This window comes from uncultured Anaerovibrio sp., assembly GCA_902786545.1.
Taxonomy (GTDB): domain Bacteria; phylum Bacillota; class Negativicutes; order Selenomonadales; family Selenomonadaceae; genus Anaerovibrio.
In genome coordinates this window covers 67274-89336 of sequence record CADACU010000016.1, presented here as the reverse complement: position 1 = coordinate 89336, position 22063 = coordinate 67274, and the positions used below count along the sequence as shown (strand labels likewise).

Below are 22063 nucleotides of genomic sequence, written 5' to 3'. Positions count from 1 at the left end.
TTAGATGACGCAGAAATTAATTATGCCGATGTAACAGTTGGGTAATATTCAACTATTAAGTGGTAATAAAAGATTTTGCGAAAGATTCTTGACACTATCGTTGTTGAAGGATAATCCGGAGAAGGCAAAACAGTTAATACATGATTTAAAAGTATCCTAATTATAATGTAGCATATGCCCCGGAGCATTGTTTGCTTCGGGTTGAACGAGGGGGCAAAAATGGTGCATCGTTCAACCAAACAAGGAGAAAATAATATGAAAAGATTTATTATAGCTCTGCTATGTGTAGTCTGTTTTTCACCAAACGCTATAGCAAAAATACATACTATAGAAGTTGTTTCAGACCCTATTTCGGTTGAATACGCAAAAGAGCACAATCCTTCCAATGAGATTATAAGGGAAGAAAAATAACGGTGTTTTGTTGTGTTCAAAAATAAATCGACTAACTTTTATGGTTGCAAATAAAGGAATAATCTGCACAAAATTAGGCTGCCGCTTTGATGAAAAACATCAAATGCGACAGCCCTTTTTGTTATTTTAAATAAGCAATAGCTTTTACTAATTTGGCATCGTCTGAGAAATTATAACCGTTAGGAGTATCTAATTCACCTCGAATATAAAGAGCTTCTTTTGGCTCTAAATAAACCTTATCAAGTACTCGTGCTCTATTACTTGAAGCAGAATCATAAATTAAATAATAATCGGTAGTATTTGGATTGTTTTCATCTACATTGTCATTAATAGGACGAAGACGAATTCTACCAAAAGAATTTTCTCTAATTAAATTAGCGACTTCCCCTGCAACATAATAAGTTCTATCAAGAGAAGAACCTTCATTAGTTGCACTTAAAGTACCTGTCCCCATAAATAGCTTACCATCTAAGTAGAATTTTTTATTTGAGAAAACAACTCTACCATTAGACATCTGAGAAACTTGATTTTCTAATCTTCTAATTCTTTCTGCAGTATCTGGGTGAGGGTTATAGTCTTCTTTCAAAACTACGTGTTTATCATTAACTCCTGCTACAACATACTTATTTTCATTCATCTGCAAACGATAAAGGAAAGAAATAAGGCTTCCTACAGAAATCTGTTGACAATTATTTATAAATTCAACAGCTTGCTTGTCTGCCAAATATTCGTTTTCAACAGAAAAACGAGCATTAGGAGCAGTTTGATTTTGAGTAATATCAGTCATAATAGTAATTAAATTATCTCTGGTTGCTTCATGTGATGTTCCAATAAGTTTAGTCATTCCTTCTTCTCCATAAAGAGTATCAATCTTTCTTTGGAAGTCACGATTATACCAATGAGAAAATTCATGAGCAAGAATAGCACCCATCATAGAACGCTGATATAGATTAATGCCGTTTCTAATACCTTGTTGTCTGAAATTAGTTTCCCCCGTAGAAGGAATTGTAAAAACGAAATCAATCATTTGAGTAGTTATATAGGTTCTTCCCGAAGGAATTGTTAATGCATCTAAGCCCTGTTGTGCAGATTCTTTAACTGGATACAAATAACGGGTATGTCTTCCATCATTAACATTAAGTTTTGAGGGATTATGACTAATTAATTCATCTTTAATGCAATTAAGATACTCATTATGCCAAGAATGAGAAGAAGCTTCATATTCACTTGCTATCATTTCACCCAAAATATGTTCTTGACTGTCATTAAATACATATGCTTCTGAAATAGTAGGGGTAAAAGTCAATGTTATGCCTAAAGCAAAAGTTAATATAAATTTACGGATATTCAAACAAATCATCTCCTATTACATTATTTTCATCAAAGAACTCTTAACAAAAATTGCAAAAGGTGGTACTTTAGAAATCAAAACCAACATAGAAATACAAAAAGAAAAAATATATTCAAATGGAGTATTTGTATAAAACAATCTAAAATGAACTTTTGGTTGAACGAGGGGGCAAAAATGGTGCATCGTTCAACATAAATACCTGAATGAAAAAAACGGGTCCAACACGAGCCTCCTGAACGAATCCAGGCCCTCAAATTTTGTTGGGAATCCGTTTCCACTCCAAAGTATACATGATAAATTGTTTGGCGTCAATAATGTTGAACGAGGGGGCAAAAATGGTGCATCGTTCAACCCATAAGGGGAAATCTTATCAGGCGGGGGCAGTTGCCTGTCGCCCCCGCCCAATTTAGTATCGCCACTTGCCCATATACAGACTCTGCCTAAACGGACCGCAGGGAAATCCGCGGGTGACATGTAGATGATTCCATGGATAAGCGTAGTCACATGCCACATCAGCACAAAGTCTATTTGCGCCGCCGTGAGGTTTCTGACGGACGCACTTTCACCGTCGTTCCTTCATCGAAGCCTGCTGCCAAATTGATGTGACACTGTGTGAAGCGCAGGAATGGAACATCCCATGGCAGGACCCGCGAAAAAGGCCCGTTGGGTTGGACCTCATCCACCGTCTTCGACGGTCCCCCTTCCCCATAGGGGAAGGCTTAAACAGGACCCGCGAAAAAGGCCCGTTGGGTTGGACCTCATCCGAGCGCATCGCGCCACCGACGGAGCTTTGCTCCTAGTGCCTGTAGGTGCTTCCCCAGAGGGGAAGGCTTATTTAGCAATGAAGTTGAACGAGGGGGCACCTCATTTTTGGAGGGTAGTTTTGGAATATATGGACATTATTTCATCTTGCTTTTATCGTGTAAATTAGGCAGCCACATGGGAACACTGTTCCTGTATGCGATGTAATCCTGACCAAAGCGTTTAATTAGCTTCTTTTCTTCCACAGTTTTAAAGTAAATACAATTGATAAAGAAAAAGATAATAGTATATATAAAAATATAACTACTGCTGAAAAAAACAACCTCTGATAAAAGTAAAAACAGGATTCCTAATAGCATAGGATTACGAACTTTTTTATAGGGACCTTTAATAATTAGCCGTTTAGGTGGTTCTAAAGGCGAAAGGGTTCCTTGGCCTTCATTATGGAAAAGCAGTGCGGTTTTAATGAATAAATACGAGCCGCCACCGAATAATATAATGCTTATGACAATTTGCGATGGTGCTGGAATGAACCATTGATAATCTGTATACCATAACAGCAGGGTTGGTATTATGACAGTTATATTAAAGGGGAATAATAGAATTGCCTTTAGCCAAGAAATTTTCATACAGCATAATCCTCTCTGGCATAGCTGATCACCAACACGCTCCTCAGTGCTACCGGCACAACCATTTCCTATGTTTGTTGAAATTGTACCATTATATGGCATTTCTTACCAACAATTTTTCTAAAAATCAGGTTCTCCGGCAAGAATCCAATGTTTATTAAATTACTGCACAAATACTATAAAACAACAATCTATACAGCCTCCTTAGTTGAATGATGGGGCAAAAATAACTCATCTTTCTATTCTGGATGATGGTTAAAAAAGTTTAATATATTTGTAATATTTGTACTGATAAATCGTATGTATAGTCAAGAAAGCAAAAATGCAAGATGATAAAATCAACAAAAAAAAGAAAGGGGCTGTTTAAAATGACTGATAACAAAAAGAGAGAACTCCAAAACGAGGCTATGGATAAGGTTGCTGGCGGTGGTTGGGAAAAGTTTGTACCACAGATAGTGGATGTTGCCAATCAGTTACTAAATGGTGGTGGCTCCAGTGGTGATTCCGACAGCGGCTCCGGTGGTGGTGCTTCTGGAGGGCAGAACAACAGTAATAATAACGGTGCTCAGCAAAACAACATATCAGGTCCTAACACTGTAAGGGATATGACGGTAAATAAATAGTCCTGTGGGATGGGGGAGATTGCCATGAGCACAAAAGGAAAATGGGAACTGGATTTGGATAGCCTGGATAATATAACAGGTGGAACCGAGCAAAACAACAGTAGCAATGAAGGTACTCAGCAGAACAATGAGTCTGGCGATAATATAAGTGATGTTATTCAGGAAAATACTGTCAACAACAATCCAGGTACTGTAAATATTGGTTCTCCGGTGGTGATAAAGGACACTGGAGGACCAACTACCGTAAATATTGGTTAAATATATCGTAACAAATATTGGTTACTGTAGATGACATACGCATAATACATAAAAAGCCCTTCTCTTATATGAGAAGGGCTTCTTTGGTTTAATTCAAGATTATCTTGTTTTGGGGGTATTAGCTGAGTGTTCCTAATATAGGAAACAGGATAGACATGGCTGGTTATGCTTCTGAATTATAGGTAAGTATTTACACCATTTGGCTCTAAAATGATGGTATTTACATTATTTACATTAACATTACGCCAATCCTCAGAACCACCATTGCTGTAATGAACCTTGAAATCCCAAGTTTCACACAGTGCCCAACGGTCAAAATCCAAGGTAACGGTTGTACCGTTTTCCCAAACAGAATTGCCAAGTACATCTTCATACCACTGATTGCTGATAGTAGGTGAGCAATTTAACACTACAATCGTAGAACCGGTATTATTAACCAGGGATAAAGCTTTGGCATCTGCTGTGGAAGAACCCAATACGGTCAAACCTAAAACCATAACAAAAGCCAAAAATAATTTGTGCAAGCTAAATTTTCTCATAAGCAAATTCCTCCTTTAAAATAGAAACAACAAATTATTGACGCTTCTCTGTATTTACCTGCAATAGCCTACCCCAGATACCAACCTAGCCTTTTAGGTAACTAAAAAATTCCTATATATTCTTTTCTACAAAAAAATCCATATTCCTTTTTTAGTAATTTTATTGCCAAATAAAAAAAGAGGGAATATTATAAAATCACAGAGTTAAATATAACGAGGTGAAGCTGTCCCCTTCCTCTTTAGGTGGGGGTGAAAACAAACTTCAACAGGTGGTGAGCATATCTCCCACCTCGTTGCGACGCGAAGCTAGTCCTGAAAGGAAAACGCTAATTGGAAGATTTTTCTTCTAAAGAAGAAAAATTTGAACAATGGCGTTATAAAGGAAATAGAGGTGTGTTAAATGAAAAGCTTAACTGTGCTGAATAAGAACATATTAGTCATGGGAATAGTCCTGTTTTTGCCATTATTTCTTTCAACAATAGCATTTGCCCAACGCCATCAGGTGGAGGGGGATGGCACTTACTTCCTGATGAACAATGATCTTGAAGATGAAGCACTGGCTAAAGAACGGGCCAGGTATGAGGCGTTGCAAAGTGCCAGTGAACAGGCTGCAATTTTTGTTGACAGTTCATCGGAATTGTTTCTTGATCAGCTGACCTTTTCGGAATTACGCAGCTACGCCGCCAGTGTAATACGCGTTCAGGGGTTGCCACAATATACTAGCTCAACCAGTGGGCGGGGGACCATGTATTATTGTCATCTGGTTGCGGTGGTGGATACCAGCGACTTTCAGCATACTTCATTTGAGTCTATACAGAAAAGCCGGCAAAAAAGCGAGGAGCGTGACCGCCTGGTACGGGAAATGGATGAATTGAAGCATAAATATGCTCGGGCTTATAACGAAACGGAAAAACAAAATATCCGCTTTCGTATGAAGCAGCTAAAGGATAAATTTATGAGAAATGAGCCATATACCTCGTCTTCGTCTACATACAACACGGCAATGGCGAAGCTGGCTTATAATGATGGCGTTGATTATGATAATAATGAGGATTATTCCAATGCTATTGAATGTTATCAAAAGGCACTCAGCTATGATCCCCGGTTTATTTCGGCATATAACAATCTGGGAATAATCTATAAAGATGTATTACAGGATTATGAAAAAGCCCGTGAATGCTTTGAAACCTCTGTACAGATAAATCCAGCCTATGACTATGGCTATTGTAACCTGGGTATACTCTACAATGATATATACCATGATTATGATAAGGCTATGGAAAACTACAATAAGGTCATTCGCCTAAATCCTAAATTTACGGGTCTATATCGCTATATAGCCAGAACCTATCTGGCCATGGAACAATATGAGGATGCTTTACGAAATGTACAGAAGGAAATGTCCAATAATAAACCAAAGAAATATGATTATTGTGTTTTAGGGGCAATTTATCTGGGCACCGGTGATTATAACCGGGCTATGGAGCTGTTAGAAAAGTCCATCAGCATGGATGATGCTTATGGCGAGGCTTATCTTTACCGGGGGCTTACCTATGAACAAATGGGGAACAAGGCCCAGGCCCTTCAGGATATTAGTAGAGCCAAAGAGCTTGAGCCCGGCAATGAACAAGCTAGACTGCATTATGACCGCTTGAAATCTACTTGACACTTTATTTACAAAATGATAATATCGGTATGTAATGATAATCATTATCGACTAATGGGGCTAATTTGTTTAGCCCCTTATATTTTGGGAGGAATGATATGAAAAGTATTGTAGTAGTTTCAAGTCGTACCGGTAACACACTGAAGGTGGCTGGTACCGTGGCCTATGCCTTGGATGAGAAAATGGAAGCCGTAAAGGTCGAGGAAAATCCTGATGTTTCTGACTATGATCTGGTAGTGGTGGGGACTTGGATTGACCGAGGGAACGCAGATAAAAAAGCGGCTGATTTTATAAAAAGTCTGCGCAACAAAAAGGTGGCCATATTTGCGACTCTTGGTGCATATCCAGATTCTGAGCACGCTCAAAAGTGTATTGAAAACATTGTTGCACAGTTTGATGAAAGCTGTGAGGTAGTGGGATCGTTTATTTGTCAGGGAGCGGTTTCCCAGAAAATGGTTGATATGATGCAAAGGATGTTCCCGGAAGGACATCCCCATGCTATGAATGAGGCCCGGATAAAACGCCTGGCTGGCGGAAAGACTCACCCGGATGATAATGATCTGCAAAATGCCAGAGAGTATTTTATGACACTTAAAAATCGGTTGGAGAGCTGATTTATAGTTGTTGACGAGGTTTATATTCAGCACTGTTTTTTGCCATAAAAAGACCCCCATAAGTTAGATACTTGGTCTAACTTATGGGGGTCTCTACACTATACTACGCTTACTGGCGTTTTTTTACATTTATTTTCCATACATATAGCTATAATAGGCTTTCTGCATTTCCTTGCGGTTTTTGCTGGCAGGCCACAGCTCACCTAAATTGTTTTTTCGCATGGCAGCAGCCAGATGAGAATATAGCTGGGGGTTATCCTTTCCCATATCGGCGATAAGCTCCTTTACTGTCTGCCGGATGGTGTGACCGTCGTGGGGACAGGGGGATGGCACCGGTGTAAAGCCATGATACTGAATGGCATCAATTATTTCCTGTTCACGGAAATATACCAGGGGACGGATAACAGTTATATCCACTTTATCTAAATAAGTTTTTGGAGTGAATGTATTGAGCTGTCCGGAATACAACAGGCTCATAAAGAAGGTCTCCACTGCATCATCGTGGTGATGGGCATAGGCCACCTTGTTGCAGCCTTGTTCCTTGGCAAAGCGATTTACGGCCCCTCGTCGAAAAAATGCACAGGTGTAGCAAGGCTCTTTGCCGTTCTGGGCTTCAATGGTGCCGGCAATATCCACATCAATAGTTTCAAAGGGGATTTCCAGATCACGCATAAATTTTCGGATTCGCTCAACTTTTTCCGGGAAATCCGGCGAAAACATCGGATTGATGGTGAGCGCCTTTAAAGAAAAGTGTTTTTTAAGCCGTTGCTTCATCATAGCCATGGCGTAGGCCAGAAAAATACTGTCCTTGCCACCGGATATGCCCAATAAAATCTGGTCGTGGTTATCAATTAGTTCAAATTCGGTAATTGCCCGCATCAGCTTGCTGAAATAGAGCTGGGGCAGATTGATTTTCAAAATATAAACATCCTCTCAAAACTGTAACAGTGTATTGTTAATATATAGACAAATGTACAATAAGAATGGAAAAATCATAAAATAATCTTGCCTATACCACCATTTTAAGCTATTATTATAAAGGTGTCTATAGACACTATAACGAGGTGAAGATGTCCTCATCCTCTTTAGGTGGGGGTGAAAACAAGCTACAACAGGTGGTGAGCATATCTCCCACCTCGTTGCGACGCGAAGCTAGTCCTGAAAAGGAAACGCTAATTGGAAGATTTTTCTTTTAAAGAAGAAAAATTTGAACAATGGCGTTATAACATTTAATATGGAGGCGTTGGTCTGTGATAAAGGTATTAGTAAGCGGTGCTTATGGCCGTATGGGACAGGCTGTAGTTAAGGCTGTTCTTGAGGATAAGGACCTGGAGCTGGTCGGTGCAGTTGATATAGTTGGTGAGGGCGATGCCGGTGAAGTCGTTGGGTTTGGTAAATGCGGTGTCAGCTACACGAAGGATTTGGCTGCTACCATTGAAGCTGCCCAGCCACAGGTAATGGTAGATTTCACTATTCCGGATGTGGTATTTGGCAATGCCAGTCTGGCACTGAAGCATAAAGTAGCCCCGGTAATTGGTACTACCGGCCTTTCGGCAGAGCAAAAACAGGCATTGGCTGATTTGTCTGCCGCCAATGATACACCAGTGTTCATTGCGCCTAATTTTGCCATTGGGGCTGTATTGATGATGCTGATGGCAAAGCAGGCCGCCAAATATATGCCGGAGGTGGAGATAATTGAGCTTCACCACGACAAGAAGCTGGATGCACCGTCTGGGACGGCGCTGCAGACCGCTGCGATGATTTCGGAGGTTCGTCAGGCCCATAAACAGGGCAATCCGGCCGAGACTGAGAAGGTGGACGGTGCCCGGGGGGCAGATGTGGATGGTATGCATATTCACAGTGTCCGCTTGCCGGGGTATGTGGCGCATCAGGAGGTTATTTTCGGTGGTTTGGGTCAGACGCTGTCTATTCGCCATGATTCCCTGAACCGGGAGTCCTTTATGCCAGGCGTTTGTCTGGCCTGCAAAAAAGTAATTGGCCGAAAAGGGCTTATTGTGGGCTTGGATCAGTTTATGGACTAATCGTGTTTGGCATGCGTAATGTGGAATTATGTTTTTAGGGGGATAAATGATATGAAGAATTATAATGTTGCTATTCTGGGTGCTACCGGAGCCGTGGGACAGGAGTTTTTAAATCTTATCGAGGAGCGTAAGTTTCCTTTTGCCAATTTAAAATTATTGGCATCCAAGCGGTCAGCCGGCAAGAAAATCCAGTTTATGGGCAAGGAATACACCGTTGAGGAAGCTACTGAACAGTCCTTTGATGATGTGGATATCGCTCTGTTTGCCGGTGGTTCCATCAGCAAAACCCTTGGCCCGGCTGCGGCTAAGGCCGGGGCTGTTGTTATCGACAATTCCAGTACCTTCCGGATGGACCCGGAGGTTCCGCTTATAGTTCCGGAAGTAAATCCGGAGGATATTTCCTGGCACAAGGGCATTATTGCTAATCCTAATTGTTCTACTATTATTATGGTAATGGCTTTGAAACCGCTTTACGATGTGTCAAAGATAAAGCGGGTGGTAGTCTCTACTTATCAGGCTGTATCCGGTGGTGGCAAAGAAGCCATGGCTGAGCTGGAGCAGCAGGTGAAGGACATAAATGATGGCAAGGAAGTAGTGGCCAATATTCTGCCAGGGGCAGCATTGAAGAAGCATTATCAGATTGCCTTTAATTTAATTCCGCAGATTGATGTCTTCAAGGAAAACCTTTATACCAAGGAAGAAATGAAGATGATTGACGAAACCAAGAAAATTATGAATGACCAGGATATGCGCATCACTGCTACCACTGTTCGTGTGCCGGTATACCGCAGCCATGCTGAGTCAGTAAATATCGAATTTGAGGATGAGGTATCTGTGGAAAAGGCCCGGGAAGTTCTGGCCAAGTTCCCAGGTGTTACCCTGAATGATAATCCGGATGAGCAGGCGTATCCAATGCCACTTATGACCTCCGGCAAGAACGATGTGGAGGTGGGGCGTATCCGTAAGGATTATTCCATTGATAATGGTCTTAATCTGTGGGTATGCGGTGACCAGATTAGAAAGGGTGCAGCTCTGAATGCTCTCCAGATTGCGGAATATATGATCGAACATGATATGATTAAATAATATTGGTGAATTTGCATTGGCTGTTGCTTGTGGTGTATCATTATGGGCAGCAGCCATTTTCTTTTCTAAAATCGGAGGAAGGTGAAAATTTTTCTTTCTGCTGCATATATTTTTCTTCCGATAAGTGTGTGGTGTAGCCTATGAATCAAGAAAAAATAATTGTGATATTGGGCCCTACAGCTTCCGGCAAAACGGGGCTGTCCATTGAGCTGGCCAAGAAATTAAATACAGAAATCATATCCGGGGATTCTCAGTTGGTGTACCGGGGCTTTGATATTGGCGCCGCCAAGCCGGATGTTAAGGAGCGGGGTGGTGTGGTCCATCATATGATAGATATACTGCCGCCAGAGGCAACCTTTAATGTGGCAGATTTTATCCAACAGGTAAAGCCGTTGATAACCAAGCTGAATAACCAGGGGAAGATTCCGATTTTGGCCGGAGGAACCGGACTCTATATCAAATCGCTGGTAGAGGGCTATCAGTTTAACGAAACAGCCGGTGATGAGAAGTATCGTCAGCAGTTGGAGGAACTGGCAGCATCAAAGGGCAAGGAATATGTGCATGAAATGCTGCAAAAGGTCAATCCGGAAGCTGCCCAGCGGATTCATCCCAATAATTTTCGGCGGGTGATAAGGGCTCTGGAGGTTTATCACCTTGGCGGGGAGCAGATTTCCACCGATCGGGAGAGTGAACTGATTTATGATGTTTATGTGGCAGGGTTATATTGGCGACGGGACCTGCTTTATGATAGAATAAACAGAAGAGTCGATATGATGATTGCGGGGGGATTGGCCCAGGAAGTTAGTCAGCTGCTGGCTGCTGGGGTTGCACCGGATTGTCAGGCGATGCGGGGAATCGGCTATAAGGAAATGCTTCGGCACATTCATGGGGAATGTAGTCTGGCTGATGCTGGCAATGAGATAAAAAAAGCCACCCGGCATTTTGCCAAGCGGCAACTTACATGGTATCGTAAAATGCCATATATTCACTGGTATCATCCGGCGTTATATAAGGGACATGGACTGTTGGACAATGTCACCTGGAATATAGCAAGATTTTTCAATCACTAATTATGGAGGGGTAGAAATGACAGGGAAGGCTATCAATTTACAGGACAGTATTTTAAATCAGGTGCGGAAGGAAAATGTACAGGTTGCCATTCATCTGGTTAATGGATTTCAGATTAAAGGCATGGTAAAGGGCTTTGATAATTTTACTGTTATCATTGATTCAATGGGAAAGCAGCAGCTGGTCTACAAGCATGCGATTTCCACCATCACATTGAGCCGTCATTTGGACAATTTAAGCGGAGAAAAGAAAGAACAAAATGAGGAATAATAACCGACTTCGGGGCTTTGAGGTGGTTAATGCCTTTGCGGATAAGGGCATAAATTTACCGAAAAGAAAAACCGGCCGTAGTGCCGGATACGATATGGAGGCAGCTGCCGATACGGTGCTTGCCCCTCATCAGGTGGTGCTGGTTCCTACCGGTATAAAGGCTTATATGCAGCCGGATGAGTATCTGGGTATCCATGTCCGCTCCGGTATTTCCATCAAGAATTGTATTTCCTGTATTAACAGTCAGGGGATAATTGATGCGGATTATTATAACAATCCAGAGAATGAGGGGCATATTATGGTGCCACTCATCAATCACGGGGCGAAGGAATTCTTTATTGCCAAGGGAACCCGTATAGCTCAGGGGATTTTTTATAAGTATCTCACCATGGATGGAGATGAAGCCGGGACCGGTGCTGTGCGTCAGGGTGGCTTTGGCTCCACAGGAGAATGAGTATGGATTTGGAAATGGATTTATTTGGGGCAGCAGCGGAAAACAGTCGCAATGAGTACGAGCCATTGGCGCAACGGATGCGGCCCCGTAATTTTGATGAGTTTATTGGACAGGAAGAGGCAGTTGGTCAGGGAAAGTATCTGCGCAAGATGATTGAAAAGGACCAGCTGCCGTCCTTAATTTTATTTGGTCCGCCGGGTACCGGCAAAACCACCTTGGCTCAGATGATTGCCAATATTACTAACAGTCATTTTAAAAAGCTGAATGCAGTGTCTTCCGGCATTGGTGACATACGGAAGATTGTGGATGAGGCGGCGGATCAACGAAAATTCTATCAAAAACGCACAATTGTATTTATTGACGAGATACATCGCTTTAATAAAAGTCAGCAGGATGTGTTGCTGCCCTATGTGGAGGACGGGCGGCTTATTTTAATTGGTGCAACTACGGAAAATCCATTTTTTGAGGTCAATCATGCCCTGCTCAGCCGGGTGCGGATAGTTCGCCTTACGGCTTTGTCAGAGGGGGATTTGGTGCGGATGCTGAAGGCTGCCCTGTTCGATACGGAACGGGGACTGGGTGGCCGTAAAATATCGGCTGATGATGAAGTGCTGGCGGCTATAGCCCAGTTGTCCAGCGGCGACGGTCGTATGGCGCTGAACCTGTTGGAGCAGGCGGCTGCCATGGTGGAAGATGGCAGCGTTATTTCTCTGGAGCTGATAAAAAATATTTTGGGGGAACGGGTCCAGAGCTACGATAAAAAGGGCGACAATCATTATGATACGGTATCGGCCTTTATTAAGAGCATGCGGGGCAGTGATCCGGATGCAGCGGTTCATTATCTGGCGAGAATGATTGCCGGTGGTGAGAATGTGAATTTTATTGCCCGGCGGGTGGCCATATGTGCGGCTGAGGATGTGGGGAATGCCGATCCCATGGCTTTGGTGGTGGCTATGGCAGCAGTTCAGGCCGTACAGTTTGTGGGAATGCCGGAGGGACGAATTCCTTTGGCGGAAGCCGTTACCTATGTGGCCTCCGCCCCTAAGAGTAATGCTGCCTATCTGGCGGTGGATGCAGCACTGGCTGATGTGCGGCGTCATGATTGTGGCCGGGTACCAAGTCATCTGCGGGATGCCCATTATAAGGGAGCAGCAAAACTGGGGCACGGGGAAGGTTATAAGTACGCTCATGATTTTCCAGGGCATTTTGTTCGGCAGCAGTATCTGCCGAAGGAAATGAAGGGCGTGTCCTATTACCATCCGACAGATAATGGTCGGGAAAAGCATCTGCGGGACTATTTGAAATGGTGCTGGCCTGAGAGGTTTAAATAACAATGGACATAAATGAAGACGGAAAAGGAAAGCTCAACGACCAGCAGCTGACCGTTGTCAATGAGCTGACAAACAACATTTTGCTTATTGCATCAGCCGGTACGGGGAAAACCAATACTTTGGCCTATCGCATTGCCAATATCATTGAGCAAAAGAAAGCCCGGGCAGAGGAGATTGCCTGTCTTACCTTTACCAACAAGGCCTGCAACGAAATGAAAAAGCGGGTAGTGGATGTGGTGGGGGAAGCCGGAACAGCGGTGACGGTTACTACATTTCACAGTTTTTGTTACGATATTATCCGCAGCGAAGCAAAAAAATCGGATATTGGTATAGCGGGAAACTCAATAATTTTTGATGAGGAAGACTGCCTGGAGCTTATTAAGCTGATACCTGATTTTGCCCATATGACCGCGCTCAGTGGTTGGAGTGCAGCTGTGCAGAAGCTGATTACTCTTTTTAAGGAATATCGGGGAGAATATGATTATTTCACCGATGATATGGCAGCGGACTATCAGCGGGTAATTGACCGTCTGATTGTTGAAAAAGGTTCTCGGGTGGAGGATGCCAGCCGGGTTATGAAAAAGCCCTGTGGGGATTTAATAATGGAATTTCAAAGTCGGGGTGGTCAGCTGATAGCGTTGTACGATAATACGCTGCGGGAAAATCACGCCCTGGATTTTTGTGATTTGATAAATATGGCCTATTATCTGCTGAAGGATGAACAGCGTCAGACACGGTGGCAGTCCGCCTACAAGTTTTGGTGCATCGATGAGGTTCAGGACACCAGCCGTCTGGAATACAGTGTGTTGGAAAAATTGTTTGGTAATAGCAATGTTATAATGTGTGGCGATTTTTTCCAGACTATTTATGAATGGCGCGGCTCCCAGCCGGAACTTATTTTTGAGAAATTTATGAAGAATTATGGACCGGAGGTGATTGTATACAATCGGAATTACCGCTCGACCCAAATTCTTTTAGACAGCTCTTATACATATTTGAAAAACAAATTTCCGGCAATGGTAAGTAATTTCTTTAAAGAGGATGCCATGGCCATGGTAGCTGAACCGGGGGAGAAGATACATTACAGTACCTTTAATAGTATCTATATGGAAGCCCATTGGATTTATATGACCCTACAGCGGCTTCGGCCGGCGGATTTGTCCCGGGTTTGCATATTGACCAGATCCAATACTTATAATAAATTCCTGTCCCAGAATTTTCAGAAAATCATAAATAAACGACGGGAAAATCAATATGCAGCTGGCGAGGAATTCAGTGATTTTCCCTTGGAATTTATGCTGGTGGATGAATTTAAGTTTTTCCGCCGCAAGGAAATAAAGGATGTATTGGCCGTATTTAATATTCTGGTGAATAGCTGGGATGACAACAGTATTTGCCGTATTGCCAAGGAATACGCCAAGGGAATTGGTGAACGGACCATTGAACGGCTGAAATCAGATGAGGCTATGAATTTGGGCATTCGGCCCAATGATATCCTGCATCCATCTACGCTAAAGTATGATGAGCCTTTTGAGATGCTACGGCGGGAGATGGAAAACGGCAATGTGGTGGTCTTTGATGTGGAATCCACCGGTCTGGATACCGCCAGGGATGAGATTATCCAGATTGCCGGCATCCGTCTGGATAAAACCGGTAAAGAGCTGGACAAGCTGAATTGTTTGCTGAGGGCCACCAAGCCGGTGGGACAGTCGGTATATACCCATCATATAACGGATGAAAAGCTGCAGGCTGAGGGAATTGATCCTCGGGATGCTTTGCAGAAATTTCTTGATTTTGCCAGAGGCAGTGTAATTGTGGGACATAATGTGGGCTACGATTTGTCTATTCTGGCCAGTCAGCTGAACCGGCTTGGGATGGAGCCACTGCAGTGTTTGGCTTATTATGATACCTTGGATATTTTTCGCCGATTTTATCCAAAGCTGCCTAATCACAAGCTATCGACAATAGGAGAATTTTGTCAGGTTAGCCATATTTCTACTCATGATGCCTTTGATGATATTTGTGCCACTGGTGAGTGCCTTATCTATGCGGTGCAAAATAATATTTCTAAGGGCATTGATGAACGACGGCAGTTTTTTGCCAAATATTCCAAGCATTTTGCTCCTTTTGGCGAAATGATAAATGGTTTTAAAAAATCATTGTCTGTCAAACGGCCGCAGGAGCTGATGGTGGATATCATCAATGAAACAGGCATTTTGTCAGCGTATCAAAAAGAGGATGCTAATATAAGGGAAAAGGGAACCAGCCGGGTGGCCAATCTGCGGACACTGTATCGTATTATTCGGGAACGGGATGATGGTAGTCAGTCTGCCCTGGATGAAATTAAAGCTTTGTTGAATGTGACTTCCTTGTCCAACACAGAGTTTGATCTCATGCTGTCCGAACATCCGAAAATTCCAATTATTACTGTACATCAGGCCAAAGGTCTGGAATTTGACCAAGTGTTTTTTGCTGGTTTGCAGGAGAAAACCTTTCCAAGCTATCAGGCCATTCGGAGTGGGTGCTTTGACGAGGAAGCCCGTCTGTTTTATGTGGGGATTACCCGGGCCAGAAAGGCGTTGTATCTGTCTTCGGTTTTGGACAGGGTAAAAAACAATGTGCCATGTCGGTTTATAAATTCCTTGCCGGAGGAAAATATAGATAAAAGGTAATTGTTTATTCGTATTTGACATAAATTTACCTTTATTTTTGTACATTTACCGTGGTTTTGGTCTATTTTTTATAGGGTTTATATGTTATAATTAAAAACAATAAAACCAATAATGTATATGGGGGGTATTAATTTATGCCATTGGTTGATACTAAAGAAATGTTCGATAAGGCCTATGCAGGGGGGTATGCAATAGGTGCTTTTAATGTCAACAATATGGAGATCGTTCAAGGTATTGTTGCTGCAGCTGAGGAAACTCAGTCACCGGTTATTTTACAGGCTTCCGCTGGTGCCAGAAAATATGCTGGTGCGGAGTATCTTTTCGGTTTGGTTCAGTCAGCTTTGAAGGTCAGCAGTGTTCCTATTGCCTTGCACTTGGATCATGGCGCAGATTTTGAGACCTGTAAGTCCTGTATTGATGGCGGTTTTACATCAGTTATGATTGATGGATCAGCCCATTCTTTTGAGGCAAACATTGCTATTACCAAGGAAGTTGTTGAATATGCCCATGCCCATGGAGTTGTAGTTGAGGGTGAGCTTGGTCAGCTGGAAGGCATTGAGGACGATGTTAATGTTTCCAGTGAAAATGCATCCTATACCCAGCCGGATGAGGTTGAGGAGTTTGTCAGCCGTACCGGTGTTGATTCCTTAGCTATTGCAATAGGTACCAGTCATGGCGCTTTTAAGTTCCGCCCAGAGCAGTGTACCAGAAATGCTGAGGGAGTATTAGTTCCACCTGAGCTGCGTTTTGATATTTTGGAGGAAATCTCCAAGCGTCTGCCAAACTTCCCTATCGTATTGCATGGTGCTTCTTCAGTAGTTCCTAAGTATGTGGAGATTATCAATCACTATGGTGGTAACCTGAAGGATGCCATTGGCATTCCGGAGGATCAGCTCCGTAAGGCAGCCCGTAGTGCCGTATGTAAGATAAACATTGACTCGGATATGCGTTTGGCATTGACAGCCGGTATTCGTGAGCATATGGCTAAGTATCCGGAGCATTTTGACCCACGGCAGTACTTGAAGCCAGCCCGGCAGAATATTCAGGATATTGTAGCGCATAAGATACGGAATGTATTGGGCTCTGATGGTAAAGCCTAAGCTTAGAAATTAAAAATCGTGGTTCCATACAGGAACCACGATTTTTTGTTGGTAGTTTACAGTTTAAGATATTCAGTTTCCAGCTTGACTTCCTCTGGCAATTCATCCACCATAGTAAGTATTTTGCGGCTGAACAAATCCAAGGTATGTTCCTTTTCGTCCTGACTGATGCGCCAAGCATCCATCAGCTTGCGATATTGTGGATTGATGCTGAGTTTATCACGGTAGGCCTTGGAGAAAGTACAGTATTTAAAGAGAATTTCCCTGGCTACCCGGTTGAGACGGAGTATGCCGTTGGATTCGTTATTTATAAATATCTCATACTCTGAGGTGAAAATGTTACGGTAGTTGTTACCATATTTTTTCAGGGCGGCCCGAACGGCTTCCTTCATATCGGCGGTAAGATCTGAGTTCTTCTTGTAGAACTGAAGGTAGTTAACATACTCCGAGGTGAGGGAAGGATCGGAAATATCACTGTAGTGAACACCCTGAATGCGTTTGCACATTTCCCAACGGAACTGGGCGCAAACAGTAACCATGGTATTTTCAATATCCTCTGAATGGAAAATAGAGAACATCATATGAGCCGGACTGGTGCGTACTCGGCCCTCAATTTCCTGCCACATTACTCCACGGCTGCCGAAGTTTGGCATCAGGATGATATAAGGCAGGATTTCAATATTATAAACATAACGGTTAATCTTCAATTTGGTGAAGCTGGTGTAGGCTGGCCGATAGAAGCAGCCAAAGTCAATAGAGCGTATCCTGTTCAGTGCCTGACGGACCCGTTCTACGCTAGAGAGGCACATTTCCAACGGACGGTTTACCTGCTGGGCGTAGAATACCGGTATAAAGGAAAATACGCTGCCGAAGGTCATTTTATTGGCGCTGGCAATCATATTATGCAGCTCATAAGAAACCTTGGCCTTAGGGTCATTTACCATTGCATCAGCCTGTGCTTGGGTCACATTGCCCTGACGAACTTCTTCCTTCAGGTGTTCAGTCCAGTCGTTATCGAATTCATCCTTGGATGGAAGTACCTCGCCGGTATAGACCTTTTGTAACCACTTGTGGGTAGGGAGAATAGTGCCTTCCGGGTCATCCTCCCACAGCAGGGCGTATTTGTAGAGTGCTGCTGTATTGTCCTCGCCGGCCATTTCTTCGTCCACAAAGCCAAAGAAGAAGAACATATTAACTTCAGCCGGAACATTTTCAGTTTCCAGACTCTTAAAGAAAGCAGCCTCATAGATAGTATAGAAATTATCAGCAATGCGTTGACGCAATGCCCGCATTTCGCCGGATTTTTCCGTCTTGTCCGGATGGGACATAAACTTCTTCAAATCCTTGGTAAAGGTGTCACTGATTTCCTGGTCAATATCAGCAAAGGCCAGAATAGTGCGGAGAGCATTTTTTATCTTTGGCAGATTGCCACTGCCGGCCTCCATAGCCTCCTGCCGCTTGGCGTTGTCCAGTTTGGCTGTTTGTGAATGGTATTCCTTGATAAATGCATCATTATCCAGCTTGGTGCGGTGGATAAAGTCAGCTGCTGCCTCGATTTGCGGCTGGATTTCCTGAGCCATCTTGGCAGCCAGCATGATAGTGCCGATACAGAAGTTTATATCAGCTGGATAATACTCCTGACGAAGCAAATCGTTTTGGGTCCGGCAGGAGCGGTAAAAGTCAGCTTCCCAGCTGTTGAGAATGGCTGGCTCGGCTGGCGGAAACAAAATATTAAGTGTGTCAAAATTCTTTGGCATCACCATAAGTTCTGCACAAATATTTTTGTAATTGGAATAATCGTTTTTCAGCTTTTTGCATAGCTGTTCACATTTTTCATGGAGAGAAGCCAAAACATCAATCATATTGTTTAGCAGGTTAATGGTAGCTGACGCCATAGCAGGGGCAACAGAAGCTGTTTCATTGATTGCTTCTATAAGTTCTGCTTCACTGTTGTAGTCATAGACAAACAGGGTGCTGTCTTCATTGGCTACATAGTCATACTTGTAGGCTTCACCGCATTTCTGAAATGCACCCAGTATGGAGCCGTTATCCGCTTTCAGGGTAATATCTTCATCATTTTTTATGAGGAAGCTGCCCTTCAGAATAATGGCTACATCCTTTACCACATCACCTTTTTTATGCAAAATCTGCCCTTTGGCAATATCAATTTTTCCCATCTGCATATCCCGCCTTCCCCAAAACTCATTTCACTTAATTCTATCATAATTCCTTTTATTAGTGAAAGCATTCTTCATAATTGAACTTAAGTAGAAACATAAGTCCTAGTTAGGAATTAGCCCTAAAAGCTTGCATCATATCTGCTGGTACATCGGCATAAACGGAAGTTATTTCCCTGGTGAGGGGATTGAACACCTCCAGATGATAAGCGTGTAGTGCCTGTCGATTTATTAGTGCAGTGTCTCCACCATATAAATCATCCCCCAGCAGCGGATAACCAATGGCGGCCATATGAACTCTGATTTGGTGGGTACGGCCGGTTTTCAGCTCCAGTTTAAGCAAGGATTTTCCTTGATTTACTGAAAGGGTCTGATAATGGGTTTCAGCGTATTGGCCCGCCGGATGGCAAATGCGTTGGATAATGCTGTTTGGGTGTCGGGCAATGGGTAAATCAATAATTCCTTCCGGCTGAGGCAGAGTACCTTTTATAATAGCCAGATAAGTCCGTTTGAACAGTTTATCCTTCACATTGGCTGATTGCATAATCTGTTTTGTATTGGTTCCGGGCTGGGTAAGGGCGCTTTGCAGCTGTGGCAGTTTGGCCACAACCACCAATCCGGTAGTGTTGCGGTCCAACCTATGAACCGGATGAAAATCCACATCCTGCCCGGTGAGCTGATAATAGTATTTCAGACCGTTACCCAATGTATTGTCGTGGTCCTTGCCGGTGGGGTGGACCAACATTCCAGCCGGTTTGTTCAGGATGATTAAATAATCATCCTCATAGCGGATGTCCAGTGGTACCTGGGCAGCCACCACCTCCGAGTCTTCCGGCAAAAGGCAGGTGATGATATCGCCGGTCTTCACTTGGGCCATGGTGGCCTTTACTTCGATGCCGTTTACCAAAATGGTACCATTCCATTTCAGTCGTCGCCACAGTCCCTGAGTTACCCCACATTTACTCTTCAAAAAAGCCCTGACCGAAATAGGGGTCAGAGCTTCATTGTCAACCTGATAGGTTATTTTCATAATGTTTTATTCCTCACCACGAAGCTTTTTAATAAGGTTAAAGCATACGCTGAGAATAATGGCAACCACCGTAGCCAGTGACATACCGGAAAGGGTGGTGGAGCCAATGGTTATGCTGGCAGTGCTGACACCAATACCAAGTACAATTGCAGTCAACATCAGATTGATTGGCTTGTTGTAGTCAATTTTGCTGTCTACCAGTACCCGAATACCGGAAGCGGCGATAACACCGAAGAGCAGCATGGATACGCCACCCATAACCGGGGTAGGAATACTCTGAATGGCCGCAGCCAGCTTGCCAAAGCAGGACAGGATAATAGCGAAAATAGCGGCACCGCCGATTACCCAGGTGGAGAATACCTTGGAAATGGCCAGTACACCGATGTTTTCTCCGTAAGTAGTGTTTGGTGTGGAACCAAAGAAACCGGAAATCATGGTGGAGAGACCGTTACCGATAATGGACCGGTCCAAACCAGGGTCCTTGGTGAGGTCAGCACCTACAATGTTACCGGTAACAAACAGGTGACCTACATGTTCGGCAATAACCACCAGAGCTGCCGGCAGGATAATGGTAATAGCTGTAAGGTTAAATTCCGGTGTATAGAAGGTAGGCAGGGCAAACCAAGGTGCATTTTCTACCAGACTGAAATCTACGATACCAAAGGCTACAGATAAAATATAGCCACCGATAATACCAATAAGTATAGGAATAATAGCCAAAAAGCCCCGGAATAAAATCTGGGCCAACAGGGTAATAGCCAAGGTGGCAATGGAAATGGTGATGGCTACAGTATCCGGCTCCTTGGCGGTAAGACCGGCCATACCGGCGGCTGTAGGCATCAATTCCAGACCGATAACAGCTACGATAGCGCCCATAGCGGCCGGCGGAAAGATGAAATCAATCCAGCTGGTACCAACTGCCCGAATTATGATACCCACCAGAACAAAAACGGCACCTACAGCGATAAAGCCGCCCAATGCAGCTTCGTAGTTGTACTGGCTGAGTACGGCAAATACCGGCGAGATAAACGCAAAACTGGAACCAAGGTAGGCCGGGATTTTTCCACGGCATATAAATAAATACAGCAAAGTACCGATACCGTTGAACAGCAGAATAGTTGCCGGATCAACCTTAAAGAGTATTGGCACTAATACTGTAGAACCAAACATTGCAAATAAATGCTGAAGACTAAGTGGAATTGTTTTGGTAATTGGTGGTCGTTCATCCACCTGAATTACACGGTTTTCACTCATTGACAAAATCACTCCTTCGATATTAAAAAAACCTTTAACTCGGCGAACTATTTCTCCCGCCTCGTTGAAATGCTGCTCCGAATATTTTTCTTTTTCAAAAGAAAAATTCGAACAACTGCATTATAAAAATTTATCATAAAAAAAGCAACTTGTCCATTTAATGTTTGGAAAGTTGCTTCCTTGAAAATATGATATCAAACGATTTGTTCGATGTTAATGGGTAAACATTTTATTGGAGATGCGTACGCCAATAATCCATATCTGGTTCGCTGAGCGGCAGGGAAATCTTATCACCGTTGTCATAGCTGAACTGAATTGTAATAACATCAGCCTTCAGAATGGCATCAAACGCTTCTGCCGGAAATTCCACAAAGAGCTTGTTGGTATTTTTTAATGTGGTTTTGTCATTGTAAAATGCCAACGAATAGCTGGGCGGAGTTTGGCGGGTGGCAGCGTCAATGGTAAAGGTATCATCATCACATATAAGGGTCAGGGTAGGATTGAGTACAGCACTGGAAAACCGGTAATCCATAATGGTCAGGGTAGCTGTACTGACCTTGCCATTTATATCTACGCCGGTTTTAAAGTCAATGTCACAGTAGCCGGACAGATTGTCGCAGGGACGGTGGTCATACACATAGGTAAAGCCCCAGCCAAAGCCTCCTGCTACAATTAAAATAATACCAATAGTCATAAGCAGTTTATGATGATATTTTTTCATTTATG

At 43.2% G+C, this 22063-nt stretch carries 21 protein-coding genes; 13 read left to right on the top strand and 8 right to left on the bottom strand.

Annotation, left to right across the window (positions count from 1 at the left end; genetic code table 11):
- Window positions 1-255 precede the first annotated feature (255 nt).
- On the top strand, window positions 256-411 hold the full coding sequence (locus tag QZV24_RS04955; RefSeq protein WP_294520953.1) for a hypothetical protein: 156 nt from the start codon (window positions 256-258) through the stop codon (window positions 409-411).
- 121 nt (window positions 412-532) lie between these two features.
- Here the strand turns inward: QZV24_RS04955 and QZV24_RS04950 are convergent, their stop codons facing one another.
- Both QZV24_RS04950 and QZV24_RS04945 read right to left on the bottom strand, forming a co-directional pair.
- The gene (locus QZV24_RS04950; protein ID WP_294520951.1) at window positions 533-1762 is read right to left on the bottom strand and encodes a M48 family metalloprotease; all 1230 of its coding nucleotides are present in this window, start codon (window positions 1760-1762) and stop codon (window positions 533-535) included.
- An 899-nt stretch (window positions 1763-2661) separates the two neighbouring features.
- A complete protein-coding gene (locus tag QZV24_RS04945; protein ID WP_294520948.1) occupies window positions 2662-3255 on the bottom strand; it encodes an isoprenylcysteine carboxylmethyltransferase family protein in 594 nt (197 codons plus the stop codon).
- Between the two features lie 266 nt (window positions 3256-3521).
- Here QZV24_RS04945 and QZV24_RS04940 point away from each other — a divergent pair, with 266 nt between their 5' ends.
- Together QZV24_RS04940 and QZV24_RS04935 are read left to right on the top strand one after the other, a co-directional pair.
- The gene (locus QZV24_RS04940) at window positions 3522-3776 is read left to right on the top strand and encodes a hypothetical protein (RefSeq protein ID WP_294520946.1); all 255 of its coding nucleotides are present in this window, start codon (window positions 3522-3524) and stop codon (window positions 3774-3776) included.
- 24 nt (window positions 3777-3800) lie between these two features.
- Window positions 3801-4034 (top strand): hypothetical protein, encoded by a 234-nt coding sequence (locus QZV24_RS04935; protein ID WP_294520944.1) that lies wholly within the window; start codon window positions 3801-3803, stop codon window positions 4032-4034.
- 176 nt (window positions 4035-4210) lie between these two features.
- On the opposite strand, the gene QZV24_RS04930 is transcribed toward QZV24_RS04935, so the two are convergent.
- Window positions 4211-4573: a hypothetical protein gene (locus tag QZV24_RS04930; protein ID WP_294520941.1), complete on the bottom strand. Its 363-nt coding sequence runs from the start codon at window positions 4571-4573 to the stop codon at window positions 4211-4213.
- A gap of 400 nt (window positions 4574-4973) precedes the next feature.
- Here QZV24_RS04930 and QZV24_RS04925 point away from each other — a divergent pair, with 400 nt between their 5' ends.
- Both QZV24_RS04925 and QZV24_RS04920 read left to right on the top strand, forming a co-directional pair.
- Complete coding sequence (locus tag QZV24_RS04925) at window positions 4974-6239, top strand: lipopolysaccharide assembly protein LapB (RefSeq protein WP_294520939.1); 1266 nt, start codon at window positions 4974-4976, stop codon at window positions 6237-6239.
- Between the two features lie 98 nt (window positions 6240-6337).
- Entirely contained in the window at window positions 6338-6853 is a 516-nt protein-coding gene (locus QZV24_RS04920; RefSeq protein WP_294520937.1) for a flavodoxin family protein, read from the top strand.
- Window positions 6854-6982: 129 nt separating this feature from the next.
- Here QZV24_RS04920 and QZV24_RS04915 read toward each other — a convergent pair whose 3' ends face one another.
- A complete protein-coding gene (locus QZV24_RS04915; protein ID WP_294520934.1) occupies window positions 6983-7771 on the bottom strand; it encodes a tRNA 2-thiocytidine biosynthesis TtcA family protein in 789 nt (262 codons plus the stop codon).
- A gap of 332 nt (window positions 7772-8103) precedes the next feature.
- Between QZV24_RS04915 and dapB the strand changes: the two genes are divergently transcribed.
- From dapB to fba, 8 genes are all read left to right on the top strand, one after another.
- Entirely contained in the window at window positions 8104-8895 is a 792-nt protein-coding gene (gene dapB / locus QZV24_RS04910; protein WP_290657913.1) for a 4-hydroxy-tetrahydrodipicolinate reductase, read from the top strand.
- 51 nt (window positions 8896-8946) lie between these two features.
- A complete protein-coding gene (locus tag QZV24_RS04905) occupies window positions 8947-9981 on the top strand; it encodes an aspartate-semialdehyde dehydrogenase (protein WP_290657914.1) in 1035 nt (344 codons plus the stop codon).
- Between the two features lie 140 nt (window positions 9982-10121).
- Window positions 10122-11051, top strand: coding sequence for a tRNA (adenosine(37)-N6)-dimethylallyltransferase MiaA (gene miaA / locus QZV24_RS04900; protein ID WP_294520930.1), 930 nt, complete (start codon window positions 10122-10124; stop codon window positions 11049-11051).
- A gap of 16 nt (window positions 11052-11067) precedes the next feature.
- Window positions 11068-11319, top strand: a complete 252-nt coding sequence (gene hfq / locus QZV24_RS04895; protein WP_290657917.1) for an RNA chaperone Hfq — start codon at window positions 11068-11070, stop codon at window positions 11317-11319.
- The gene (gene dut / locus QZV24_RS04890; RefSeq protein WP_294520925.1) at window positions 11309-11773 is read left to right on the top strand and encodes a dUTP diphosphatase; all 465 of its coding nucleotides are present in this window, start codon (window positions 11309-11311) and stop codon (window positions 11771-11773) included. The genes hfq and dut overlap by 11 nt, the downstream gene beginning before the upstream one ends.
- A gap of 2 nt (window positions 11774-11775) precedes the next feature.
- Complete coding sequence (locus tag QZV24_RS04885) at window positions 11776-13104, top strand: replication-associated recombination protein A (protein ID WP_294520922.1); 1329 nt, start codon at window positions 11776-11778, stop codon at window positions 13102-13104.
- Between the two features lie 2 nt (window positions 13105-13106).
- The gene (locus tag QZV24_RS04880) at window positions 13107-15776 is read left to right on the top strand and encodes a 3'-5' exonuclease (protein ID WP_294520919.1); all 2670 of its coding nucleotides are present in this window, start codon (window positions 13107-13109) and stop codon (window positions 15774-15776) included.
- 134 nt (window positions 15777-15910) lie between these two features.
- A complete protein-coding gene (gene fba / locus QZV24_RS04875; RefSeq protein WP_294520916.1) occupies window positions 15911-16876 on the top strand; it encodes a class II fructose-1,6-bisphosphate aldolase in 966 nt (321 codons plus the stop codon).
- A 56-nt stretch (window positions 16877-16932) separates the two neighbouring features.
- On the opposite strand, the gene QZV24_RS04870 is transcribed toward fba, so the two are convergent.
- The 4 genes from QZV24_RS04870 to QZV24_RS04855 all read right to left on the bottom strand — a co-directional run bounded on the left by QZV24_RS04870 (window position 16933) and on the right by QZV24_RS04855 (window position 22058).
- On the bottom strand, window positions 16933-19053 hold the full coding sequence (locus tag QZV24_RS04870; RefSeq protein WP_294520913.1) for a hypothetical protein: 2121 nt from the start codon (window positions 19051-19053) through the stop codon (window positions 16933-16935).
- Between the two features lie 109 nt (window positions 19054-19162).
- Window positions 19163-20083 (bottom strand): RluA family pseudouridine synthase, encoded by a 921-nt coding sequence (locus tag QZV24_RS04865; protein WP_294520911.1) that lies wholly within the window; start codon window positions 20081-20083, stop codon window positions 19163-19165.
- Window positions 20084-20089: 6 nt separating this feature from the next.
- Window positions 20090-21337 (bottom strand): uracil permease, encoded by a 1248-nt coding sequence (gene uraA / locus QZV24_RS04860; RefSeq protein ID WP_290657929.1) that lies wholly within the window; start codon window positions 21335-21337, stop codon window positions 20090-20092.
- A gap of 229 nt (window positions 21338-21566) precedes the next feature.
- Window positions 21567-22058, bottom strand: coding sequence for a hypothetical protein (locus QZV24_RS04855; RefSeq protein WP_290657930.1), 492 nt, complete (start codon window positions 22056-22058; stop codon window positions 21567-21569).
- Between the last annotated feature and the right edge of the window lie 5 nt (window positions 22059-22063).

Coding starts and splice junctions, on each gene's coding strand:
- QZV24_RS04940 (WP_294520946.1), top strand. CDS start 3,522: ATGACTGATAACAAAAAGAGAGAACTCCAAAACGAGGCTATGGATAAG.
- QZV24_RS04885 (WP_294520922.1), top strand. CDS start 11,776: ATGGATTTGGAAATGGATTTATTTGGGGCAGCAGCGGAAAACAGTCGC.
- QZV24_RS04855 (WP_290657930.1), bottom strand. CDS start 22,058: ATGAAAAAATATCATCATAAACTGCTTATGACTATTGGTATTATTTTA.
- QZV24_RS04930 (WP_294520941.1), bottom strand. CDS start 4,573: ATGAGAAAATTTAGCTTGCACAAATTATTTTTGGCTTTTGTTATGGTT.
- miaA (WP_294520930.1), top strand. CDS start 10,122: ATGAATCAAGAAAAAATAATTGTGATATTGGGCCCTACAGCTTCCGGC.
- fba (WP_294520916.1), top strand. CDS start 15,911: ATGCCATTGGTTGATACTAAAGAAATGTTCGATAAGGCCTATGCAGGG.
- dut (WP_294520925.1), top strand. CDS start 11,309: ATGAGGAATAATAACCGACTTCGGGGCTTTGAGGTGGTTAATGCCTTT.
- QZV24_RS04955 (WP_294520953.1), top strand. CDS start 256: ATGAAAAGATTTATTATAGCTCTGCTATGTGTAGTCTGTTTTTCACCA.
- hfq (WP_290657917.1), top strand. CDS start 11,068: ATGACAGGGAAGGCTATCAATTTACAGGACAGTATTTTAAATCAGGTG.
- QZV24_RS04870 (WP_294520913.1), bottom strand. CDS start 19,053: ATGGGAAAAATTGATATTGCCAAAGGGCAGATTTTGCATAAAAAAGGT.
- QZV24_RS04945 (WP_294520948.1), bottom strand. CDS start 3,255: ATGCCATATAATGGTACAATTTCAACAAACATAGGAAATGGTTGTGCC.
- QZV24_RS04865 (WP_294520911.1), bottom strand. CDS start 20,083: ATGAAAATAACCTATCAGGTTGACAATGAAGCTCTGACCCCTATTTCG.
- QZV24_RS04880 (WP_294520919.1), top strand. CDS start 13,107: ATGGACATAAATGAAGACGGAAAAGGAAAGCTCAACGACCAGCAGCTG.
- uraA (WP_290657929.1), bottom strand. CDS start 21,337: ATGAGTGAAAACCGTGTAATTCAGGTGGATGAACGACCACCAATTACC.
- QZV24_RS04905 (WP_290657914.1), top strand. CDS start 8,947: ATGAAGAATTATAATGTTGCTATTCTGGGTGCTACCGGAGCCGTGGGA.
- QZV24_RS04935 (WP_294520944.1), top strand. CDS start 3,801: ATGAGCACAAAAGGAAAATGGGAACTGGATTTGGATAGCCTGGATAAT.
- QZV24_RS04925 (WP_294520939.1), top strand. CDS start 4,974: ATGAAAAGCTTAACTGTGCTGAATAAGAACATATTAGTCATGGGAATA.
- QZV24_RS04920 (WP_294520937.1), top strand. CDS start 6,338: ATGAAAAGTATTGTAGTAGTTTCAAGTCGTACCGGTAACACACTGAAG.